14 protein-coding genes are annotated in these 22,192 nt (G+C 65.3%); 10 read left to right on the plus strand and 4 right to left on the minus strand.

Annotation, left to right across the window (positions count from 1 at the left end):
* The 4 genes from BKH20_RS07790 to BKH20_RS07805 all read right to left on the minus strand — a co-directional run.
* The coding region (locus BKH20_RS07790; RefSeq protein ID WP_218638159.1) for a hypothetical protein at positions 1 to 267 on the minus strand (267 nt) is incomplete at its 3' end.
* Positions 264 to 1,637: a hypothetical protein gene (locus tag BKH20_RS07795; protein WP_256693090.1), complete on the minus strand. Its 1,374-nt coding sequence runs from the start codon at positions 1,635 to 1,637 to the stop codon at positions 264 to 266. The genes BKH20_RS07795 and BKH20_RS07790, both read right to left, overlap by 4 nt.
* 652 nt (positions 1,638 to 2,289) lie before the next feature.
* Positions 2,290 to 4,890, minus strand: coding sequence for an ATP-dependent Clp protease ATP-binding subunit (locus BKH20_RS07800; protein ID WP_075390584.1), 2,601 nt, complete (start codon positions 4,888 to 4,890; stop codon positions 2,290 to 2,292).
* A 178-nt stretch (positions 4,891 to 5,068) separates the two neighbouring features.
* Positions 5,069 to 5,701 carry an SRPBCC family protein gene (locus BKH20_RS07805; RefSeq protein WP_075390585.1) on the minus strand — a complete coding sequence of 211 codons (633 nt, stop codon included), beginning with the start codon at positions 5,699 to 5,701 and terminating at the stop codon, positions 5,069 to 5,071.
* 965 nt (positions 5,702 to 6,666) lie between these two features.
* On the opposite strand from BKH20_RS07805, the gene BKH20_RS07810 reads away from it, so the two are divergent.
* From BKH20_RS07810 to BKH20_RS14690, 10 genes are all read left to right on the plus strand, one after another.
* A complete protein-coding gene (locus tag BKH20_RS07810; RefSeq protein WP_075390586.1) occupies positions 6,667 to 8,769 on the plus strand; it encodes a hypothetical protein in 2,103 nt (700 codons plus the stop codon).
* Positions 8,770 to 9,245: 476 nt separating this feature from the next.
* On the plus strand, positions 9,246 to 9,938 hold the full coding sequence (locus BKH20_RS07815) for a hypothetical protein (protein ID WP_081381656.1): 693 nt from the start codon (positions 9,246 to 9,248) through the stop codon (positions 9,936 to 9,938).
* Between the two features lie 35 nt (positions 9,939 to 9,973).
* Positions 9,974 to 12,127 carry a hypothetical protein gene (locus BKH20_RS07820; protein WP_075390588.1) on the plus strand — a complete coding sequence of 718 codons (2,154 nt, stop codon included), beginning with the start codon at positions 9,974 to 9,976 and terminating at the stop codon, positions 12,125 to 12,127.
* Positions 12,128 to 12,292: 165 nt separating this feature from the next.
* The gene (locus tag BKH20_RS07825; protein ID WP_081381657.1) at positions 12,293 to 13,303 is read left to right on the plus strand and encodes a hypothetical protein; all 1,011 of its coding nucleotides are present in this window, start codon (positions 12,293 to 12,295) and stop codon (positions 13,301 to 13,303) included.
* 36 nt (positions 13,304 to 13,339) lie between these two features.
* Positions 13,340 to 15,385 carry a hypothetical protein gene (locus BKH20_RS07830; protein WP_075390590.1) on the plus strand — a complete coding sequence of 682 codons (2,046 nt, stop codon included), beginning with the start codon at positions 13,340 to 13,342 and terminating at the stop codon, positions 15,383 to 15,385.
* A 32-nt stretch (positions 15,386 to 15,417) separates the two neighbouring features.
* A complete protein-coding gene (locus BKH20_RS14050) occupies positions 15,418 to 16,560 on the plus strand; it encodes a hypothetical protein (RefSeq protein WP_143224966.1) in 1,143 nt (380 codons plus the stop codon).
* A 35-nt stretch (positions 16,561 to 16,595) separates the two neighbouring features.
* Positions 16,596 to 18,704, plus strand: coding sequence for a hypothetical protein (locus tag BKH20_RS07840; protein WP_075390591.1), 2,109 nt, complete (start codon positions 16,596 to 16,598; stop codon positions 18,702 to 18,704).
* Positions 18,705 to 18,739: 35 nt separating this feature from the next.
* The gene (locus BKH20_RS07845; protein ID WP_256693091.1) at positions 18,740 to 19,990 is read left to right on the plus strand and encodes a hypothetical protein; all 1,251 of its coding nucleotides are present in this window, start codon (positions 18,740 to 18,742) and stop codon (positions 19,988 to 19,990) included.
* Between the two features lie 19 nt (positions 19,991 to 20,009).
* A complete protein-coding gene (locus tag BKH20_RS07850; RefSeq protein WP_256693092.1) occupies positions 20,010 to 21,464 on the plus strand; it encodes a hypothetical protein in 1,455 nt (484 codons plus the stop codon).
* 129 nt (positions 21,465 to 21,593) lie between these two features.
* Positions 21,594 to 22,115, plus strand: a complete 522-nt coding sequence (locus BKH20_RS14690) for a hypothetical protein (RefSeq protein ID WP_256693093.1) — start codon at positions 21,594 to 21,596, stop codon at positions 22,113 to 22,115.
* Positions 22,116 to 22,192 lie beyond the last annotated feature (77 nt).

A 22,192-nucleotide genomic window follows, 5' to 3' on the forward strand; every position in this document is an offset into this window, starting at 1 on the left:
GGGCAGTTCAGTGGCGGGCGGGACGGTGGGTGAGCCGGCGGAGGGGGTGGCGGCCGAGGGACCGCTCGGGGCGCTGGCGCCGCCAGTAGTGACGACGACGCCGTAGCCGTCGGGGCCGACCTTGATCCTGGGGCCGGTCTCCTCGCCCCGGTCCCCGATGCCGGGGGCGTCGTCGGGGCTGGGCATCGGGGCGTAGCCGCCGGCGGGAGCCGAGTAGCGCAGCGGGAGGCTCTCCAGGCGGGCGCGGAAGGAGGATGACGAGCTCACCAGGACATGGCCTTTCCCCAGAAGAAGGAGTACTCGGGTGCGACCCACCGTTTGCGGTAGAGCAGCAGCCCCAGCGCGCACAGCACCAGGTCGACACCGGCCAGCGGCAGGTAGGCGGCGGCGTCGGCCACCTTGAGCAGCAGGGCCGCGGCGATCGCCACGTGGATGCCGGACAGGAGCAGGGCGGTGGTCGAGTCTCCGATGTGGTCGATCTCGTAGCTCAGGAGCGTCAGCACCGTGAACAGGATCGAGGACAGGCACACCTCGAGGACCAGCGGGACCTGCTCGGAGGATATGAGCGCCATGGAGCACACGACGACGATGACGCCGGCGGCCCCCACGATGCAGGCGCGGATGAGGCTGGCGTCCAGCAGCCGGCGCAGCGTGCGCCCGCGCTCGCGCAGGCTGGTCATGCCCTCACGCTTGAGAACCGTCTGGAACAGGGCGATCTCGGTGTTGACCCGCGGCGCGGTGACCGCGAAGTAGTAGCAGTAGGCGACGACGGCGGGCTGGAGGCACAGGTAGACCAGCGCCACGTCGAAGTCGCGACCGGCGCCCAGGAAGAGGAAGAACTTGTCTGACCACAGCACTCCCCCCAGGATCGCGCCGCGGAGCATGTCCTGCACGAGGATGCCGGTGGCAACCCCGCGGGGCCGCAGGATCCTGCCCAGGGAGCGTCCCATGGACAGGAGCTGGCTGAGGGCTCCCATCAGCGGGGGCAGGTACCACCAGGTGGGCTCGGCGACGAGCGCGACGGCGTAGCAGAGCCAGCCCACCGACCACAGGCGGCGTCGTCCGGCGACGTCGGCGACGATGAGTGACTGCACGAAGATGACGTGCAGGAGGAGCAGGGCGGTGTGGACGCCCAGGACGTGCGGGTTCCAGCCGGTCACGGCGGCCACGACGAGGATCTCCAGCGCCGTGGGCAGGAGCGCCCACAGGAACAGTGCCGGCCAGATGGAGCAGTAGCGCTCCAGGACCGCCCGCGGACCGCGGCCGATGGAGTCGCCCAGGAGCCGGTAGACGGGGGTGCCGATGATCTGGCTGAGCCAGGGCACCGCCACCGACACGCTCAGGACGATGACCGGCAGGCCCGTGCCGCCCACCGTGCTGGCAGCCATCTTCTGGGACACGACGGGGAAGCTCAGACCCAGCAGGATCGCCGGGGACATGCCCAGGAGCATCGCCGCGCCCCAGTGCCAACGAGCACCCGGGGCGATGCCGCCGCGCTTGAGCGCCCGGGTGGGCGGCGCCGTCACCAGCCCCAGCCCGATGAGGACGGTGAGGACCAGGACACCGACAGTGACCTGCTTCGGCCAGCCGATCCAGGGCAGTACCGCCGCCACCACGCCGAGGACGCTCAGGGTCACAGCAGCGTTAGCGGTCCGCAGTCGCGGAAAACGATGCTGGTGGAAATGTCGCGGTTCGTATCTGAGTTGGGTCATGGGAGTAGCGGCACCAAGAATGCGTGAGCACGCACGGGCGATCCGAGCCGGACATTCCGGCGCCGCGATCGAGGAGCGTCGCGGCAGTCTGAATGAGGGCGGACAGGTACGGACAGTGAGGACGAGTAGGGGCAAAGACGTTTGAGACGGCCCCGCACAAGGCGGGGTGACGACACCGATCGACCACGTCGGAGGGACGACTTTCGACGGATCGTCACTCCACTGTATCCGGCAGAGGACAGACATGAGACAGTCAGGCCAAACTCTCAGAACATTCTCTTGCTTCGCTCAGATTTCATTCAATTTTCATTTCCATCCTTTGCGGCGACACCGAGCCAGAGTCCCGTGCATATTCATAACTGCGAACCGCATCCCGCACACTCATGCGTTCAAGTTCATGGGAGCCGCCTGGAAAAATGGAGGCGGGAGCAAGGCGGCCCCGCCGCCTCCCCTGCAGTTCACGCCAACGCGTCTTGCAGACCGAGGGCCCCGCTGTGCAGCGACGACGATGGGCCGCAACCCCAGTGAGGTTGCGGCCCATCGTATGGAACTGATAAGGGGACTGGACCCGGTGAGGTCAGCGCCCGGGCTCGGCGGCCGGTGAGGCGCCGCCGCCACGACTGATGGGCGTCGAGGAGATGCGCAGCGGGCTGGAGGCCCCTGTCCCACCGCCGGCCGCGGCATTCTCAGCCTCACGCAGTGCGGCGACCTCGGCCTCGCCCTGCTCCCAGGGCTCGCCGCGGAAGATGAACTCACCCAGGATGGACTCACCCTCGGCGTCGACGATGACCTTCTGGCCCCGCTCGATCTCCCCGAAGAGGATCTTCTCGCTCAGGGCGTCCTCGATGTCGCGCTGGATGGCGCGGCGCAGCGGGCGGGCGCCGAGCACCGGGTCGAAGCCGCGCTCGGCCAGGAGCTCCTTGGCGGCCTCGGTCAGCTCGATGGTCATCTGCTGCTCGGCCAGGCGCCTGTCGAGGCGCGCGATCATGAGGTCGACGATCTGGCGCACCTCCTCCTTGGTCAGCTGCGGGAAGACGATGAGGTCGTCGACGCGGTTGAGGAACTCGGGCCGGAACTGCTGCTTGAGCTCGCGGTTGACGTGGGCCTTCATCTCCTCGTAGTCCATGGCGCCGGACTCGGTGGACTGGAAGCCGGTGGCCACCGACTTGCCGATGTCCTTGGAGCCGAGGTTGGTGGTCATGATGATGACGGTGTTCTTGAAGTCGACCACGCGGCCCTGGGCGTCGGAGAGGTGCCCGTCCTCCAGGATCTGCAGCAAGGAGTTGAAGATGTCCGGGTGGGCCTTCTCGACCTCGTCGAACAGGACCACGGAGAAGGGCCGGCGGCGCACCTTCTCGGTGAGCTGGCCGCCCTCGTCATAGCCGACGTAGCCGGGAGGGGCGCCGAAGAGCCGCGAGACCGTGTGCTTCTCGGCGAACTCGGACATGTCGAGCTGGATGAGGGCGTCCTCGTCGTCGAACAGGAACTCCGCCAGGGCCTTGGCCAGCTCGGTCTTTCCGACGCCCGTGGGGCCGGCGAAGATGAAGGAGCCACCGGGGCGCTTGGGGTCCTTCAGGCCGGCACGGGTGCGGCGGATCGACTTCGACAGGGCCTCGATGGCCTTGTCCTGACCGATGATGCGCTTGTGGAGCTCGGCCTCCATGTTGAGGAGCTTGGCGGACTCGGCCTCGGTCAGCTTGACCACCGGGATGCCGGTGGACATGGCCAGGACCTCGGCGATGAGCGCCTCGTCGACCTCGGCGACCTGGTCGAGGTCGCCGGACTTCCAGGCCTTCTCCTTGGCGGCGCGCTCGTCGGCCAGGCGACGCTCGTCGTCGCGCAGGGAGGCGGCGCGCTCGAAGTCCTGGTCGTCGATGGCCGACTCCTTCTCCCGCTTGACCTCGGCGATCTTCTCGTCGATCTCGCGCAGCTCGGGCGGGGCGGTCATGCGGCGGATGCGCAGGCGGGCACCGGCCTCGTCGACCAGGTCGATGGCCTTGTCCGGCAGGAAGCGGTCGTTGATGTAGCGGTCGGCGAGCTTGGCGGCGGCCTCGATGGCCTCGTCGGTGATGACGATGCGGTGGAAGGCCTCGTAGCGGTCGCGCAGGCCGGTGAGGATCCCGATGGTCTCCTCGATGCTGGGCTGGTCGACGGTCACCGGCTGGAAGCGGCGCTCCAGGGCGGCGTCCTTCTCGATCTTGCGGTACTCGTCCAGGGTGGTGGCCCCGATGGTCTGGAGCTCGCCGCGGGCCAGCATGGGCTTGAGGATGGAGGCGGCGTCGACGGCGCCCTCGGCGGCACCGGCACCAACGAGGGTGTGAATCTCGTCGATGAACAGGACGATGTCGCCGCGGGTGCGCACCTCCTTGAGGACCTTCTTGAGGCGCTCCTCGAAGTCACCGCGGTAGCGCGAGCCGGCCACGAGCGAGCCCATGTCCAGGGAGTAGAGCTGCTTGTCGCGCAGGGTCTCGGGGACGTCACCGTGGACGATGGCCTGGCTCAGGCCCTCGACGACGGCGGTCTTGCCCACGCCGGGCTCCCCGATGAGGACGGGGTTGTTCTTGGTGCGCCGGGAGAGGACCTGCATGACCCTCTCCATCTCCTTCTTGCGGCCGATGACCGGGTCCAGCTTGCCCTCGCGGGCGGCGGCGGTGAGGTTGCGGCCGAACTGGTCCAGGATGGCGCTGCCCGAGGGCGTGCCCTCCTTGGAGGGGCCGCCGGCGTTGACGGTCTCCTTGCCCTCGTAGCCGGAGAGCATCTGCATGACGGTCTGGCGCACGCTGGACAGGTCCCCGCCGAGGTTGGTCAGGACCTGGGCGGCCACGCCCTCACCCTCGCGCAGCAGGCCGAGCAGAAGGTGCTCGGTGCCGATGTAGTTGTGGCCGAGCTGGAGGGCCTCGCGCATGGAGAGCTCGAAGACCTTCTTGCCGCGCGGCGTGAAGGGGATGTGACCGGTGGGGGCGGACTGCCCCTCGCCGATGATCTCAATGACCTGGTTGCGCACGGCGTCCAGGGAGATATCCATGGACTCCAGCGCCTTGGCGGCCACCCCCTCGCCCTCGTGAATGAGGCCGAGAAGGAGGTGCTCGGTGCCGATGTAGTTGTGGTTCAGGGCCCGCGCCTCGTCCTGCGCGAGCACGACGACGCGACGGGCGCGGTCGGTAAAGCGTTCAAACATCAGTAATTCCTCCTCGGCACGCGCTCAGTGCAGGACCGCTCGTCCGGTGGTGGCGAGGGATGTCGCAGCGCCGCGGAGAGATGGCGCTGAGAGCACGTGCTGACAAGGCTAACCAGGCCGACGCCTGGGCCATGCCCCTGTTCGCGGTAGGCGTGAGTAAGCCTTGAGCCGGGTCGACTCAGCCCTGGGCGCGCCTGCGCAGGCCCCACATCATCCCCCGGGTCATGAACCTGGCGACGGGGCGCACCGCCCACACCACCGCCGTCGTCGCGCTCCGGTGGGGTAGGTAGCGCTCCCGGATCCGCAAACGGCAGCGACCGGAGCGGGGAGCGTCAAGCTCGTCGAGCACGAAGGCCCAGGAGAAGTCGAAGTCCATGCCCGCCCCGGGCGGCGCGGCGCCGCCGTCGGAGGACAGGACGAGGCAGCGCTCGGGTTCGAGACGCGCGACGGTCAGGGCGGCGTCGGCGGCCAGATACACCCGGTCGCCGACGGCGAGATCCTGCCACCGCGGCTCGATGCGTCGGGCGTTGGTGATGCCCACACCCGCCAGACGCTCGAGCAGATCGAAGCTGTAGAAGCCGCCGCGCTCGTACCCCAGCTGCACCAGCCAGGGCCAGACCGCGGCTACCGGGGCGTCGATGTCGATCTGGTGGGTCTCGATCATGGTCGCCTCGGGCACCAGGTCGTCGCCGGGCAGCGGGAGCGAGTCGTCCCCGCGTGGACGGGCGGCGCAGGCAGCCAGCACCAGCGCTCCACAGAGGCCGGCACCGGTGGTTGTCAGGAGGGCCAGACGATGGTGCGAGCAGTTCATGAGGCCATGATCCCCGTCCATCGTCGTCTTCGCAGGCTCAGCCTCCGCCCGACGCCCCGCCCCACCGGTCGCGTTCGTAGGGTAGGTCTCGCGTTCGTACCCTTAACCCCCGAACGCGAGACCCAAGGCACTGTGTTGTCTCATGACTTCTGAGAGTTTCGGATGTCATGACATCTGAGACACCGGTGGGGTGGGCCTGCCGGTTGGGAGAGCTGCTGCTTCAGCCTGCCGGAGGAGGTTGCCCCGGTCACTGTGGTGGCTGCCGTCGTCGTCTGGATGCACTGCACGAGGGTGGGGTTCTACTGAAGGAGGGTTGGGGGTACTGGAGGTAGGTAGGGCCTTCGTGCAGTACGCACAACCCTTGGCCAGTAGATCCCGACCCTCATGGAGCAGGCCGACTCGGGCCATCTCGAGCCAGTTCTGGGCGGGGCCGGCGTCGAACCATGACCTCCGGGCCCCTGCGCAGGCAGCGGGCAGGGGGCGGACCTGTGGCGGAGGCGCCGGGCTCTGCGGTAGGAACCATGGACTCACTCCTGCGCGACCCGGTGTCCACAGCGCTGACATTGACGAGCCTGCCGTCGAAGCACCCAGCGGGAATCGTTGAAATCCTGCGGTCTTTCTTCGGTATGCAGCACCGATGCGGGGTTGATGTCAGCACCATGGACACCGACGACCTGTCAGGCCTCTTCCCTTCGACCTCACCCTCGCCTCCTGGACCACCGGCCTGCCCCGGGTTCCCGCCCGAGTGAGTGTCTCAGAAGTCATGACACTCAAATGTCTCAGAAGTGAGGAGACAGCACACGAGACCCAAGGCACGAACGCGAGACCCAAGGTACGACCGCGGCGGCAGAGACGGCGTCGGCGCGTCTGCGTGCGCCGTGAAGCCAGACCATTCGAGCGGCATGGGAAGAACTGCCCCACATACTCTGCCGCACAATCCGAGACGGCCCACCACAATGGAGGCCATGCCTCCCGTGCCTTCTCCCGCCGACGCCGGCCATGACGACACTGCGCCGACCGACCACGACAACACGCGCACCGGTCAGGCCGCTGACACCGAAGCACGGGAGGCCGAGCGAGGGGTCGCGGATATCGCGCAACGTCTACTGCCCGTCCTGCCGGCGCTGAGAATCGGGGCGCTGCTCAGCGTCATCGGAGCTGTTGCGCTCTTCTTCGCCTGGCCGAGCGGCGTTCGCACCGCCCCCCTGTGGGGCATGCCCCCTGCCGCGATCGGCGCCTTCTGGATAGCGACCGGCATCATCCGCCCTCGGCCCTCGAGGTTCCGCGACCCCGTCCACGGCTCCCCCATCGCCGTGATACGCACTGCGGTCGCCGTCCTGGCGATGAGTGGGATCGCAGTGTTCGCCGTTTGGATGATGTGGGAGTGTCTGTCGACGTGGTCCTCCGTACTCTCCCGCACCGGGATCAACACCGTGGACCTCATTGCCATCGCCGCGGGAACGGCGGGACTGGCACTCCTGAGCATCACCGACATTCTTATTCGCACGCTCCGGGCCGCCGTGCTGCCTCCGGAGCTCTACCAGCGGAAATGGTGGAGACGCCTCCGGAAGCCCAGAAGGCCGGATCAGTACCCCGAGGGCCCGCGACGTCGGACGCTCGCACGTGCCGCTCTGGTGCTGGCCCCCTCCGTCCTCCTTGCCGGCGCAGCGGCCGTCCCGCTGAGCCGACGTAATAAGGCCGTCCAGAAGCTCACTCCCCCATCAGTCGCCAAGACTCCTCCCGCCTACCCCACCTCCATGGCCAGCGAGCCGGCCTGGGTCAAGGACATCGACAACGTCCTGGACATTGTGGCGGGGGCCGCCGGCCCCGTCGTCCATACATCCGACGGCGTCACAGGAATTAACCCCATTGACGGAAGCACCTTATGGAGCTACGCGAGAAAGGGTGCCACATACGAGACATTCCTCGACCCCATAGGTAAACAAGCGGGGAAGAAATACGCTCGCACGCTTGTAGTCAGTCCCAGCCGCCGGCACATCGCCTTTCGCATCTCCGGCCCCGGCAAGGTGAAGAACCTTCCAATCACTGACCAGACAACGATCACAATCGTCTTGGACACCATCACCGGCCAAGTGGTCAATGACCATATTTCCGACGACGGAACCCTTCAGATCACCGATTCTGCGATCCTGGACGGAAGTAAGATCTACACCTTCGGCAGCAAGACCGAGAAATGGGATCTGAAGAAGCTTGGCGTCAGCATCGAAGAGGGAGGGCGAGAAAGGTATTTCGGGACTGCCGGACACTCAACATTCATTGTGGGACACTCCGAAGACCGCGTGGATGGCACAGGCATCCTGCAGTACGGGAGCCTGTCCCTTATCTCCCAGGACGACCCCAGCCAGGTTCACGCCACTCCCCCAGTCCCTCTCATGGGGAATCAGGCGCTCCCATTGGTGATCGGTGGGTGGACGGCCATCTTCAGTGACGGTACCCCCACAACTGCTAACGGCTCCGACGACCTGGGGTGGCAGATGCATGTCGCCGACCTCGACTCACTTGCGAAGCCAGGCAGCACCAGCGCACCCACTCATCATGTCGGCCGAAGCGCCGGCATCAACGCCCCAGCATCACTGACCACCGGGAAAATCGTCATGCTCCCGGCAACGCTGCCCCCGCCGGCACGCAGCATTGGCGACCATGACGATTTTCCTGATTGGGATAACTCCACCACTATCTCAACGATTTTCGACCCCTCAACACAGACAACACTGTCGGCCAGTCAGACATCAGGCCTCATTCGAGCAGTCGGAATCTCATCTACCAGCACAGGATCGTCCGCCGGCGCCGAGATAAAAATCTCCTCCATGGGCAACGACGCCGAAACCTCCTTCCCTATCTCGCCAGGTAGCGTCTTCTACCCCCCAGGCTATCCAACATACAACCCTGACATGAAGGAGATGGCTGTCACCCTCAGTCACTTCACAGACATCTTTGCACTTCACGCACCAGGAGCGAACATCATCATCCTCAACCCCACCGCGCGCCCCAATTTTGAGAGCCGGTCCTATCGCCTCTACGGGATCACGGAGGCCACACAGCAATGAGAGTCGCCGACAACATCCTCCGCTCGAGCAGGCAACACTCGAGCCACCTTCTGCGCATCACCGGCGCGCTGATGTCACTTTCCCTTGGGATGGCATCACTAGCAGCATGCTTCCCCATCACCAGCACCCCCTCCACGGCATCGACCCCCTCAGCTTCTTCACTCAGTACCGGTGAAGCCAAGAATGTCGAACTGGGAGAATACTTCAGCCACTCCGGCGTCGCCCCACTTCCGACCAATAGTGGCCCGCTCAGCATGTACGACACCCACAACGGTCAGACAACATTAGTAAAACACAATACGGAGGGAGTTATTGTGTGGTCCACTACAATCACTCCTTCTGTTGCTGACATGCTCTCAGGGAAGACAACGACACCTCAGATGGCCGCCGAAGGTCAGCTTCTCGAGTCGACATCCGGATACGCAGTCGTCAGTCCTGACGGATGTCACGCGTCTCTCCTTCTACGCCCCGCTGACATGCTCGATCCCTACGAGGCACAGGAGGAGAATCGGGACTTCACCGTCGCAGACCAGCGTGCTTACGTCCTCGTCATCGAGACCGAGACCGGAAGGACTGTCCGCACTGAGGAGGTCAAGGGGCTGATCCTGGGCCAGGTGCTCACCAATGACACCCTGGCCGTAGAGACTTCCCAGAGCTATTACCCCGGCGGGGACGGTCACGGCACCGTCACCACGTACTCCCTGGCCAAGCCGACGGCCAAGGCGGCCACGATCCCCACGGACAAGTGGCTTGTCGGAGCCACCCAGGACTCCCTGCTGCTGGCGCCGTCCAACATGAGCCAAGGGCACTTCGGCGCTCAACCGCTGACCCGCCTGAGCGAGAGCGGCGACGTCGTCGGAACAGTCACCGGCGTGACCGACGTCTATCGGGGCGGCTGGGTCGGACGGGTCAAGGACGGCACCGACAGCACGGATCAGTCCACCCCCACCGAGCTGGTCCACCTTGACTCCGGCGTCACCACCGACGTCGCGGGACTCAAGGTAGAGGAGGTCGCGTTACCCACCGCTGCAGGGCTCCTCGTCTCCCGGGAGACCACCACCGGTGAGGGCCAGAACAGCAAGACCACCTCCACCCCGCAGTTCTGGCTTAGCGCCGCCGACGACGGACACCCCCACACCGAGAACCTCGAGCAATTCTCCACCAAGTAGTACCCAAGCCTCCCCGCGACGAAGGGCCGCACACCATGCCACCTACCGCCGATCTCGAAGCCGCAGACGAGGCCACCGATGACCAGCTCGCCGCAGCACTCGAGCATCGCAACCAACGCTTTCAGCGCACCGTCACCGCTCTGCGAGCTCTGCTCGCCGGCGGCGTTTTCGCCTTGCTTGCAGCGGTCGCCCTGTACTTCATCTGGAACAGCGGCATCAAGGGCGTGGGACACATAGCGCTCGGCCGCTCATGGAGCCGGTTCTGGCTCATTGTTCCGCTCTGGCTAGTGGGCATGGTCTGCTGGATGGATCCTTCCGACTACCGCACCACCGACAACACGCACGACTTTCTCACACGCGCCTTCACCGTTCTCAAGTTTCTTCCAGTGGCGGGCGTTGCGGCATGGATCGTCTACACCTGTCTTCCGGTCCTCGATCTGTGGCAGGAAATCGCAGCCACCTACGGCGTCCGCCTCGGGGAGCTGCTTGCCCTCATGATGGGCATCACCGCATTCGGGCTGATCGCCATGGCTCACATGTCCCTCAATGCCTTCCGCTCTTCCTTCGTCTCCGACGAGGCTCCCTTGGATGACGAGGCTACCGTTGAAGATTCGGATTCCAAGCCGACCCACCCTACGGACGCCACTTCCCACAGGCACCGCCCTCGCCCGAAAACCCCATCTTTTCTCAGCCCTCTCACCACGGCTCTCGCGCTCCTGCCAACCATTGCTCTGGTCTCCGGATTCGCCATCCCCTACCTCACGTTGAAGAGCACGCACGCCTCCACCCCCACCATCACGCAGACGACAAGCTCCGAACTTAAGGCCTCCCAGCTACCCACCTACCCCACATCCTTCGGGTCTCAGAAGGCCTGGGTGAAGGATGTCGAGGACCTCGTCGATATTGTCAGTGGGGCCGCTGGCCCGATTCTTCTCACGAATGACACCATCACCGGCATCAACCCAAGCGACGGCTCGACTCGCTGGCAGTACCGCCGGGCCGGCTCGCAGTTCCAGACCGGGGCGGATTCCAAAGATACTGTTGCATCAGGGAATCAGGGTCTCATCACCAGCCCGAATGGCCGCTACGTGGCAGCGATTGCTGACGACCCTGTCGTCTACACGTCACTGACGTCACAACCGAAGCCCCTGAAAGGTGAGTCCCCGAGGACAACGATCGTCATCGATGCCGTCACCGGGAAGGCGGTGCTGGAGCACCCCCAAGACGTGAACGACCATGACGATACACTTCAGCTGAGCGATTCAGCGCTCCTTGACGGGGCGGTCGCCTACTCCTTGAGCGATGGATCACAGATGTGGGATCTCAGGAAACTGCGCGTCAAAAGCAGTGGTAGTTCCGACAGAACACACATAGGAACAGCCGGCCAATCCAGCTTCATTCTTCAAAGTATCGACGAAAGCGACGCAATTACTGTGATTTCGCAATCCGATCCGTCTCACCCGAAGAAAGTCGCTGGCGTACTCCACGAGCGCAAGCCGCGCCGGGTCATCACCGCGCAGGGGTGGATCGGCATCTACGACGACCACGCCGAGAGAAACGTCAAGGACGATCCACCGACCGCACGTCGCGCGCACGCAGTCAGCATTGACGCCCTCGCTGAGGCACCCAACGCGGACACCCGCACCTTCGACATGGGATCGACCCTGGGAATCAACGCCGCAGCATCACTCCCCACCGGAACGCTGTCCGTGCTCCCCGACAGCTCGCCGGTTGGAAGGATTGACAGCGATGAGGACTACGAGGACATCTTCACCCAGAAAGGATTCAACGCCGTCAGTACGATCTTCGACCCAGCCACCATGACGGTAACATCCTTTGGGCAGGCACCCCACTACGTCGCAGCCGTAGGGGTCACCACGACCGACCCAGAGGATGGAAAGCCCGCAACAGCATCACGTCATCTCCCGGAGGCAAGCACGGGCGATGGTCAGATCACGATCAAGACGGGCGATGGCAGCATCATCCCCGTATGCGACCTCGAACCAGGATCCATTTACCGACCACCATTATCCTACAACTCCAGCCTAGAACCCTTAGCAGGCGAACACACCTACCCTCCGACTATCTCCGCACTCAGCACCCCCGGAGCCACCATCGCCATCCTCGATGATTCACCAGAATTCACTTTCAGATCACACGCCTTCCGGCTCTATGGCATTCCAGGGTAGGTAGACATGGAATCACAGAATCACTCACACACAGCTCTGCGAACCATACGGAAGAGTAGGACCGCCTGTGCCGCACTCGCTCTACTGACGATCTCCACACTTGCCGCCTGTCACACACAGCCCACCGCACCTGCTCCGACAACCGCAACATCCCTCTCATCGGCGATGCTCTCCACAGAGGAGAAACAGAGCTGCCTTGAGGAGGGCAAGTACAACGGGCCGTCATATCTTCCTGTGAAGGGCGCAGTCGTCTGCATCACCAGACAATTCAACACAGAAGGCCACGACTCGACACTCGTCGCCCGGTTCGACGCACCCGACGACGATCCCCAATGGGCAGTATCAGTATCCCCGCAGGCCGCCGACTTCACCGACTATGAAAGCGACATGTACTCGGCACAACAGCAGGCGGGAAACATCCTCCAGGCGCGCACTTCTGGATACGCGACCGTCAGCCCGAACGGACAATACATCTCCTTGGTGCTGCGTCCCCCGGAGGCGGAAGAGGATCATCCCGGACGACTTCTGAAGACGCCGTTCAACCTGGCCGCTCAACGCACGACGGTCATTGTGCTCGACACAGCCTCCGGTAGGCCCGTACGTACAGTGGAAGTCTCCGGGCTGGTCCTGGGTCAGGCCCTCACCAGTGACTCACTCGCCGTCGAGACCGCTGACGCCTACTATCCCGCGGGGAAAGGCAAGGGACGCATCAGCGTCTTCTCGCTGACAGAGCCATCCGCCTCCCCCACGTCCTTCCCCACCAGCCTATGGCTCGCAGGCTCCGGAAAGAGTTCTCTACTTCTGTCCTCGCAGCCTCCTGACGCCAGGAGCATCTCCACCTCAACGGTGACGCAGGTCGATCTTCACGGCAAGCACCTCGCCACCTTCACGGATTCCTCCGGCATCATCCTGGGCGGGTGGGTGCGTCGAAGCACGTACCTGTCCAACGAGAAGCGGTTTCACCGCGAGGTGGTGGACACCAACTCCGGAGCGGTCTACGACGATGACGCCGACCGCGTGTGGACGCACCGTGTCTCCACGGGGCCGGGACTCGTCATCGGTCAGAAGAGTTCTGATGAGAACGGCACGATCACCTTCACCCCGCAGTTCTGGCTCAGCGCCGCCGACGACGGCCACCCCCACACCGAGAACCTCGAGCAGTTCTCCACCAAGTAGTACCCAAGCCTCCCCGCGACGAAAGACCCTCACGCCATGCCACCTACCGCCGAGCACCCAGCCGATGCCGACACTGGCGCCGCCGCAGAGCCCCCTGCTCGTCAGCACCGTCGCGAATGGTCCAAGCGCCTCACCAGCATCCTGAGGGCGCTTCGGGTCGGTTTTCTGCTCGCATCGGCCACCGCCGTCGGGCTGTACTTCCTGTGGGGTATCGGCCTGTCCCACATGTTCACTCCGCTGCGCAAGCAGTGCCAGTATCCGGTTCTCATCGCCGTCGGGCTCTGGGCCGCCTGCGCCGCCATCTGCACCAAGAGCTTCAGTGAGTGGGCGGAGCAGAACGTGGGCACCCCCAAGCCACCGAAGATCCCCCTCATCCTCCTGCCGGCGGGCATCGCGGGCTGTGCGGGCTACACCGTCTGGCGGGTCATCCTGCTGTGGCGTGAGGTCCTGGACGCCGGCTTTCCTGTCGGTGAGCTGCTGGCCGTAGCCCTCGGTCTGGCCGCCACTGGATTGTTGGCGACATGCGACGCCGTTCTCCGGGGGATCCGAGCATGTCACCCTCGTGAATCAGCCCCCAACAACCGGGGCCGTGGCCGGCGCCCTTGGGTCCCAACACTCAGGCCGGCGCCGCTCAGCCGGCGCACGGTTGCTGCTACAGGCGCTCTGATCCTTCTGCCATCTGTTGTCCTGACGGGCATTGCTGCGGTCCCGCACTACCGCGGGGCCGCCCCCGTGCACCACACGACCGCGGCGCCCATCAGCGACTCGCAGCTACCGTCGCTCCCTTCCACTCTCGGCTCTCAGGCCGCATGGAGCAAGGACGTCGACGGGATGCTCGACGTCGTCGGCGGCGCCGCCGGCCCCGTGGTCCTCACCACGACCGGCCTCATGGGGCTCAACCCGAAGGACGGCTCCGTTCGCTGGACGTACCAGCGTGATGGCGCCGTGTACTCCGCGCTAGTTTCGGAGTATCTCCCACATTCTTTGGGCAATATCTACCTCATCACCAGCCCCGACCACCGCCATATCGCCCTGCGCCTGAGCGGCCCAGGTGTCATCATCAACGGCGGGAAACAGAATGAGGGCAGCCCGGACCGCCAGGACGTCCAGTCTTACGTCTCCCTGGTGCTCGACTCCGTCACCGGCAAAGTGACTCACGAGCACGTCAGCGCAGGAGGGGCACTCCAGCTCACGGACAGTGCCCTGCTCGATGACACAACCGTCTACTCGCTGGACAAGGACACCAAGCTCTGGGACTTCCAGAGTGCCGGGCTTCAGGTGCCGCCCCTCGGAACGGGCGCCTATATCGGTACGGCCGGGCATGCGTCCTTTCTCATCGAGACCGGCAAGGACCTGCATCTGTCCCTCATCCCGCAGGCACACCCAGACCAGATCACTCCCGCTCCCAACCTGCTCGAGAACCATCTAGGGCGGGTGGTGGTCATCGACGGATGGGTTGCCTCCTTCGACAACAATGCGTGGTCACGGGCCACCACCATGACTGAGACCGGCCATGCCTACGCGGCGAACCTTGACGGCCTGGCCGGCGTGCCAGGTGCCGACACCCAGACCTACGACCTGGGCGTCACGCTGGGCGTCAATGCTCTGGCGTCCTACGCATCAGGAACACTGGCGATGCTGCCATCGAGCCCACCACCCAACAACGCCGACAGGTTTCCTGACTTCAGAGAGTTCTGGGACGGAGTGCCGTCGGTCGGGCAGGTCTTCGACCCGCACAGCAAGGCAGTGAAACCCGCTCGAGAGTCGGCAGGAATCTCTGGTATCGCCGTCGGCATCACCTCCCGGGCAACAGAGACGAACCCCGGTGGTCAGATCACCGCCCGCACCCCTGACGGCCACTCCGCGTCCCTGCCCATCGCCCCCGGGACAACGTTCTACGCGCCGGGGACCGGCGACCCCTCCAACGCGAAACTCAACGACTTGGCGGTTGCGCACGCCGGCGGTTCCTACCTGTCGGCAGTGAACACCCCTGGCGTCACACTCGTCACTCTGAACGCCGCACCTCCAGGAGATGGGGCGTCACAGTACGTCAGGATCTACGGCATCACGGGAGGGAAATGATGGGCAAGCACCCCCGAGAAGCACTCACTTTCGTGCCTCCTGTCGGCGCCACACCACACACGTTCTTCATCGCACTGTGCGCCATCGCCGTCACCCTGACGCTTTCCTTGACCGCCTGCACCCCTCGCAGCTCACACCCCGCTCACGAGTCTCTCGCGATCACCTCGCGCACCCTGAAAAACGTCGATGAGCTCGATACGCCATCCACCCCCACCAACGGCGGGACGCATGTTTCAACAGCCCTGAAAAGCAACATCCTCACGGTTGCAAGCATCAACTCCACAGAGTACACACCTCAATGGGCCCTCGACATCAGCCTGACCAATGCCCCTGACAGCAGCATCTCGTGGTCGAACTATTCAGACCACGGCCTGACAGGGCGACTGATGTCGACAGCTGTCGGCGCACTCGTCGTGAGTCCCAATGGGAACTACGTCTCTCTCGCGTTACAGGTGACTCGGAAGCAGGAGGCAGAGCCGCAGCTCACCGATCAGTCGAGCACTGTGGAACTGGCCTCACAGCAACGCGGTTACGTCGTCGTTCTCGATGCCAGAACCGGGAATACCGTCCTCACCCGGGAGTTCTCCGGTTTCATCCTGGCGCAGGCCCTCACCAACGATCACCTCGCCGTCGAGACCGCTCACGCCTACTTTCCCTCTGGGGAGGGCAAAGGCACCATCACCGCCGTCCCACTTTCCGGCTCTGCCTCCCCCACCACAACTCCCACCGATCAGTGGCTCGTAGGAGCCGGCCGGGACTCCCTGCTCTTGTCAACGCAACCGCTGTACTACGACATGTGCAGCAGTCCCTGCGGTCCTTTCACCCTGACCCGTATCAGCACGAATGGTCACAAACTGGCTACTATCACACATGCAGACAGGGTCTACCGCGGAGGCTGGGTCGAGAGGTACAAGGATCCCGCCCCCGATGGTGAGGACGAAAAGGAGCCTGCGCAGGCAGCACGAGAGGTGGTCGATGTCGACACCGGAGCCGCCACCGACCTCAACGGCGAGCACGCCCAGGAGACAGGGCTGCCCACCGGTCCTGGGCTTCTCGTGATGAGGAGAACCGATCCCGACAAGCAGAGCTCGCCGTCGGTGCCGGTCTCCTGGCTCAGCGCCGCCGACGACGGCCACCCCCACACCGAGAACCTCGAGCAGTTCTCCACCAAGTAGCGCCCAACCGGCCCACAAAGAAAGACCCTCACGCCATGCCACGCGCCGCCGACGTCGACCACCCCATCGACGAGTCCCCCTCCGCTTACGGCCACAGCGCCGACCAGGCCGATGCGGCCCTCAACCGGCGCAGGCGCCGCCATCAGCGCATCATCGCTGCCCTGACGTCGCTGCGTTTCGGCTGCTTCCTCGGCATGGTGGCCGCGGCCGCCCTCTGCGTCATCTACGGCAGCGGGATCGCCAAGGTGCTGCTCAAGCTCCCTCTGCTGTCCTGGAAGGGGCTGGCGCTGACCGTGTTCCTGTGGGCGTGCGGGGTCGTCCTCTGGCCCGAGCCGCGCCATGACAGCCGCAGCATGCGCAACAGGGTCCTGACCGCGGCCCGCTCAGCGCTCATGCTCCTGCCCGCCGTCCTGGTCCCGGCTGCTGCCGTGTACGCCGTCCTCCCGATCGTCAGTCTCTGGAGGTTCGTGTTCTCCACCTACGCGGTCAGCCTGGGCGAGGCCCTGGCCTACATCATGGGTGTCGCCGCCTTCGCCATGCTGCTGTCCACAGACATTCTTCTGCGGGCCTTGCGCGCTCTGTTCGAGCCCTATGCCGACGAGTCGCTCTACGTTCCCAATCCGATCTCGGAGCGGATACACGACCTGCGCGATCTGCTGCGGCGACCGTGGCGCTCCTCCCTCCGGACCCTGGGCCCTCGCGCCCTGCTCGCCCTCGTTCCCGTCGTGGCGCTCGTCGCCTCCTTCGCCGTGCCCTACCTCGGCCACCCGACGACGTCCGACCGGCCCACCATCACTCAGTCCACGGGCCCGTCGGTGAACGCCGACCAGCTGCCGGCGTATCCCACCGGCTTCGCCTCGAAGGAGATGTGGACCAAGAATCTGGCGAGCGGACAGGACGTGGTCGCCGGAGCCGCCGGCCCCATCGTTCTCACCTCAGATGGAGCCACCGGGCTCGACCCCCGTGACGGCTCAAACCGGTGGAGCTACCAGCGTAAGGGAGCAACCGCGACAGACGTCATCTCCGGCCCCGACGGCCGCTACCTGGCGATGAGATTCGAAGAGCCGGTCGTCTACACGTCCATGACCGGAACGGACGGAAATCTCAGTCCTTCGACGCCGAAGGCCACCGTCGTGCTCGACACGATCACCGGGGCAACGGTCTTCGACTGGCGCGGCGACAGTCCCCTCCAGCTGACCGACTCGGCGGTCCTCTACGGCACCACCGCCTACTCGCTGAAGGACCGGTCAACCATGTGGGACCTTCGAAAGCTCAGCGTTGACGGAGCCTCAGGTTCTCAGTCCGCTCAGGCCGCCTACTCCGGCGCAGCCGGTCACTCGGCCTTCGTCCTGAGTCGCCCCGCGACATACCATGACGTTGCGGTCCCGCAGAATGATCCCACCGCCACCCATGAGCTCCCGACCCTCACGCCCCGGTCAGACGGACGTATCGACTTTGACTACAGCAAGGCGGATGATCCTCTGGTGATCGACGGCTGGATGGTCATTGACAAACCTCGTGGGAAACAGTCCAGGCCGTCGTGGTCCAGGGATAACGATCCGCAGGACCGGGAGGTCCAGGCCGTCAGCCTCGACGGCCTGGCCGGTGTTCCCGGAGCAGACACTCGGGCCTATAACCTCGGCATGACCTCTGCGGTCAACGACATCGCCTCCATGAAGGCCGGAGCCCTCGTGACCTTCCCGCCCCTCCCAGCCGAGAAGCCTGAGAAGAAGTACTCCAGCTCGGACCGCTTCCTGTGGGAGGCCTCCGGCACTGTCGGCTCCGTCTTCAACCCTCGGACACGTGAGGTGACGGCAGCGGCTAAGACGCCGGGACTGGCCGCCGCCTCCGTCGGCATCACCCAGACCGCCGTCGGTGAAGCCGTCGAGGGGCGGATCACTGTCAAGCCCGCAGACGGGTCATCGGGCGTATCAATCCCCCTGGCGCCGGGGACAACATTCGCTCCGCCGGGAGACAAGCTCTACAACCCTCAGCTCAAGGATCTGGTACTGGCCGACGGCAACCATGAAGACAGTCTGGTGACCGCAGTCAGTACTCCCGGCGCCACCATCATCATGGTTCGGACAGGCACGCGGTATACCGGCACCTCTCGCATCTACGCCGTGGGAAGTGAAGCCCGATGATGCGCCACACGACACACGCGACGAAGCCCAGCCCCATGCCCACCCCCATGCCGTCGATGCCCCGTCACCGCACCGGTTCGGCGGCGAGCCGCGCCGCCCGCGCCCTAGTGGCAGCGCTCCTCGTCTCACTGCCACTGTCAGGCTGCGGCTCCTCGACCCCGAAGCCTGCAGCGACCACGTCGTCGGCGGGAGTCTCCGTCACCCCGCTCAGTGCAGATCAGGTGGAGTCCGAACGGAAGCACTTCTCTTCCGTCTATGTCCGCGACCTGCACACCCGCTACGGAACGGTCAGCGCGGAAAACTCACTACCCGAATCCGATGATGGTTCTCTGCCCTCAGGAGTCGTCACCAGCGACAAATCTGGGAGCACCGACGACGAGCCGAAGACCAAGACCCTTCAGTGGGCGATGCGCCTCAATCACCCCATTTTTAGAACCAGAGACCTGGGCGACGGTGACCGCGACTCGACCACCCAGACGCAGACCTACGACCTTCTCAAGCAGGAGTCCTCCGGCGTGGGTGTCGTCAGTCCCGACGGGCAGCACATCTCGCTCATTCTCCAACCGCACCGGACGGCTCAGGACGACGACTTCTCGGCCCAGCGCACCTACGTCGTCGTCCTCAGCGCCGAGACGGGCACGCTCGAGGGCTCGGTGGAGGTCTCCGGGCTGATCCTGGGTCGGGTCCTCACTAACGACAGCCTGGCCATCCAGACCGCCCAGAACTACTACCCGGGAGCCGAGGGTCAGGGAGTCATCTCCGTCTACCCGCTGAGCAACCTTGCGGGCAAGCCATCGACCATTTCCAGTGACCACTGGCTCATCGGCGCCTCCCGGGACTCACTCATCCTGTCCCCGTACTCCCCCACCACCGGCAACGACCGGAGCACCCGGTTCCGCCCGTTCACGGTGACCCAGATGGGTACGGACGGCACAGTGCGCAGAACCATCACCGGTGTCAATCGGGTCTATCCCGGCGGATGGCTTCAACGCTTCAGCGATCCTGCCGCCGCGGCCACACTCGCCGCCAGCACCGCAGGGAAGGACGATGACCAGACGCGAGCAGCCTGGGACGCCCTGCCCACCCAGATCGTCGACCTGAACTCGGGAAGCACGCACGACCTCACGGGAGGAAGGGCCGAATCGGTCGGTGTCCCCACCGGCCCCGGCCTGCTCATCAGCCATGAGGCCGCCGACGGCAACGGCAACCCCCAGCAGTTCTGGCTCAGCGCCGACGACGACGGCCACCCCCACACCGAGAACCTCGAGCAGTTCACCAGCAAGTAGCGGCACGGAAGACAGCACGATGACCGATCAGCGCCCCGGAGAGGACACGGAGCCTCTCGCGGCTCCCACTCCCCTCACCTCAGAGAATCCCTACTCCTCACTATCAGCCCTTGCCCGCCGTCGGCGCCCTCGCACGCCCCAGGAGCGCCGACGGGTCTGGTCGCGGCGGTTCGAGGGCCTCTTCTGGGCGTTGAAGGTCGGCGCCCTGCTCACCGTCCTCGTGGCGGCCGGCCTCTACTTGGCGTGGCGCACTGATCTGACGATGCGCTGGGTGCTCCTCTACCTCGGTCTCGCGCCGCTGGTCACGGCGCTCGTCCTGTGGGGGATCGGCATTCTCGCCTGGGAGGAGCCGGCCGAGTACTGGGTCGACTGGCGGCATCGGGCAAAGTCCTGCCGGCGCATCATTAAGCGGCTCCTGCCCGTTGCCGGGGTGGCCACCTGCGGCCTGCTCAGCGCCGGAGGCGCGCTGGGCCTGTGGCACGACATCTTTATGCCGCTGGACGCCAGCGCCGGCGAGCTACTCGCCTTCGCGATGGCGGCCCTGGGGCTGGGCTCCTTCTTCGCCTTCGATCTTCTCCAGCGCGTCACCCGCTCCTTCTTCCCCGAGGTCGCACAGGCCTCCTCGCTCCGTTCACGGCTGCGTGCCAGGTCCGCTCGTCTCCTCCTACCCGCCCACCTCCGGAGCGCCGGCTCCTGGGGGCCGCGCATCGTTCTGGTGGTAATCCTCCTGGCCCCGACCCTCGTGCTCAGCGCAAGCGCCTACCTCGCCCACAACTGGGACCGGCCCCGCCCGATCCCTGTGGCCGCCCCCGCCACCTTGCCCACCTACCCGAACTCCTTCCCGTCTCAGGTGACCTGGACCCACGACATCCCCTCCGCGCTGGACGCAACCGCAGGGGCCGCCGGACCCCTCGTCCTCACCGATGACAGCCTCATCAGCCTGGATCCCTCCACCGGGAAGATCCGCTGGGACTACCACCGCCAAGGCAAGAAGTTCGCCCAGTACGGGGGACGTGTCAACGGCGTCCTTGGTGAGCGTCCCTACCTCATCACCAGCCCGGACAGGCGCCACGTCGCCCTGACGCTCGGGGAGCTGGAGTTCCAAAGCAAGAGCTCCAACGGCGATTACGGTCTGGAATCGGCCCTCACCATCGTCCTGGACACCGTGACCGGACAGGTCACCAACGAGCACTTCCACGACGGCAAGGCCGTCCAGCTCACCGACTCCGTCCTCCTGGCCGGCAGCACCGTCTACTCGCTGGCCGACGACTCCGTGATGTGGCAGCTCGGCGACGTCGACCTCGATCTCTCCGAGGAGGACCGCCAGTACACAGGTACAGCGGGGCACGCCAGCCTCATTCTCACGGAGGAGCACAGTGGAGGAAGCCACAACGGGATCGGCCGTCTCACGCTCGTCCCGGATACCAACCCCCGTGGAGTCGTCAGGGATGTTCTGATCGCCTTCGCCAACTAGGAGCCGCTCATCGTCGAGGGCTGGACGGTCACTTACCCCGACGCCACGAAGGACGAGTCCACCGACATCGATTGGGACTACACGAAGGCCCACCGCGCCCAGGCCGTCTCCCTTGACGCCCTGGCGAAGGTGCCCGGCACCGACACCCACACCTACGACCTGGGCCAGACCCTCGGCATCGCCCCGATGGCGTCCCACCTTTCCGGGAGACTGGCCGTCCTGCCGGAGACCGCACCCGACCCGGTCGAACCGAACGAGAGTCGCATCCCCGATGCCTGGAAGGACCGGTCCACCGTCGCCACCACCTTCAACCCCAGGACACGTGCTGTGCTGGCAGCCTCCCAGGACCCGGGGCTTGTCACCGCCGTCGGGGTCACCCGGGCCGACGACGGGCAGCGACGCATCAGCCTTCAGTCGGGAGACAAGTCGAAAGCCACCTCCATCCCCCTGGAGAAAGGCACAGTCTTCTTCGATCCACGAACAGGCGGTCCCAACGCCGGCCTTGACGACTTCTCCGTCAATACACCAGGAGGTAACGACGACATCAGCGCACTCAGCGCGCCGGGTGTCACCGTCGTCCTTCTGCGCCCCACCTACGAGAGTCAGACCACCGGCACACGCCTTCGTCTCTACGGACTGGCATGGTTGTGACAGCTTGGTTCGGCCCCGTTGTGACGGCCTGATCTGGCCCCGCGTGCGACTTGCCGGGGTGTTGACGGTCTGAACTG

It is taken from the genome of Actinomyces oris (genome assembly GCF_001937445.1).
GTDB classification, from domain to species: domain Bacteria; phylum Actinomycetota; class Actinomycetes; order Actinomycetales; family Actinomycetaceae; genus Actinomyces; species Actinomyces acetigenes.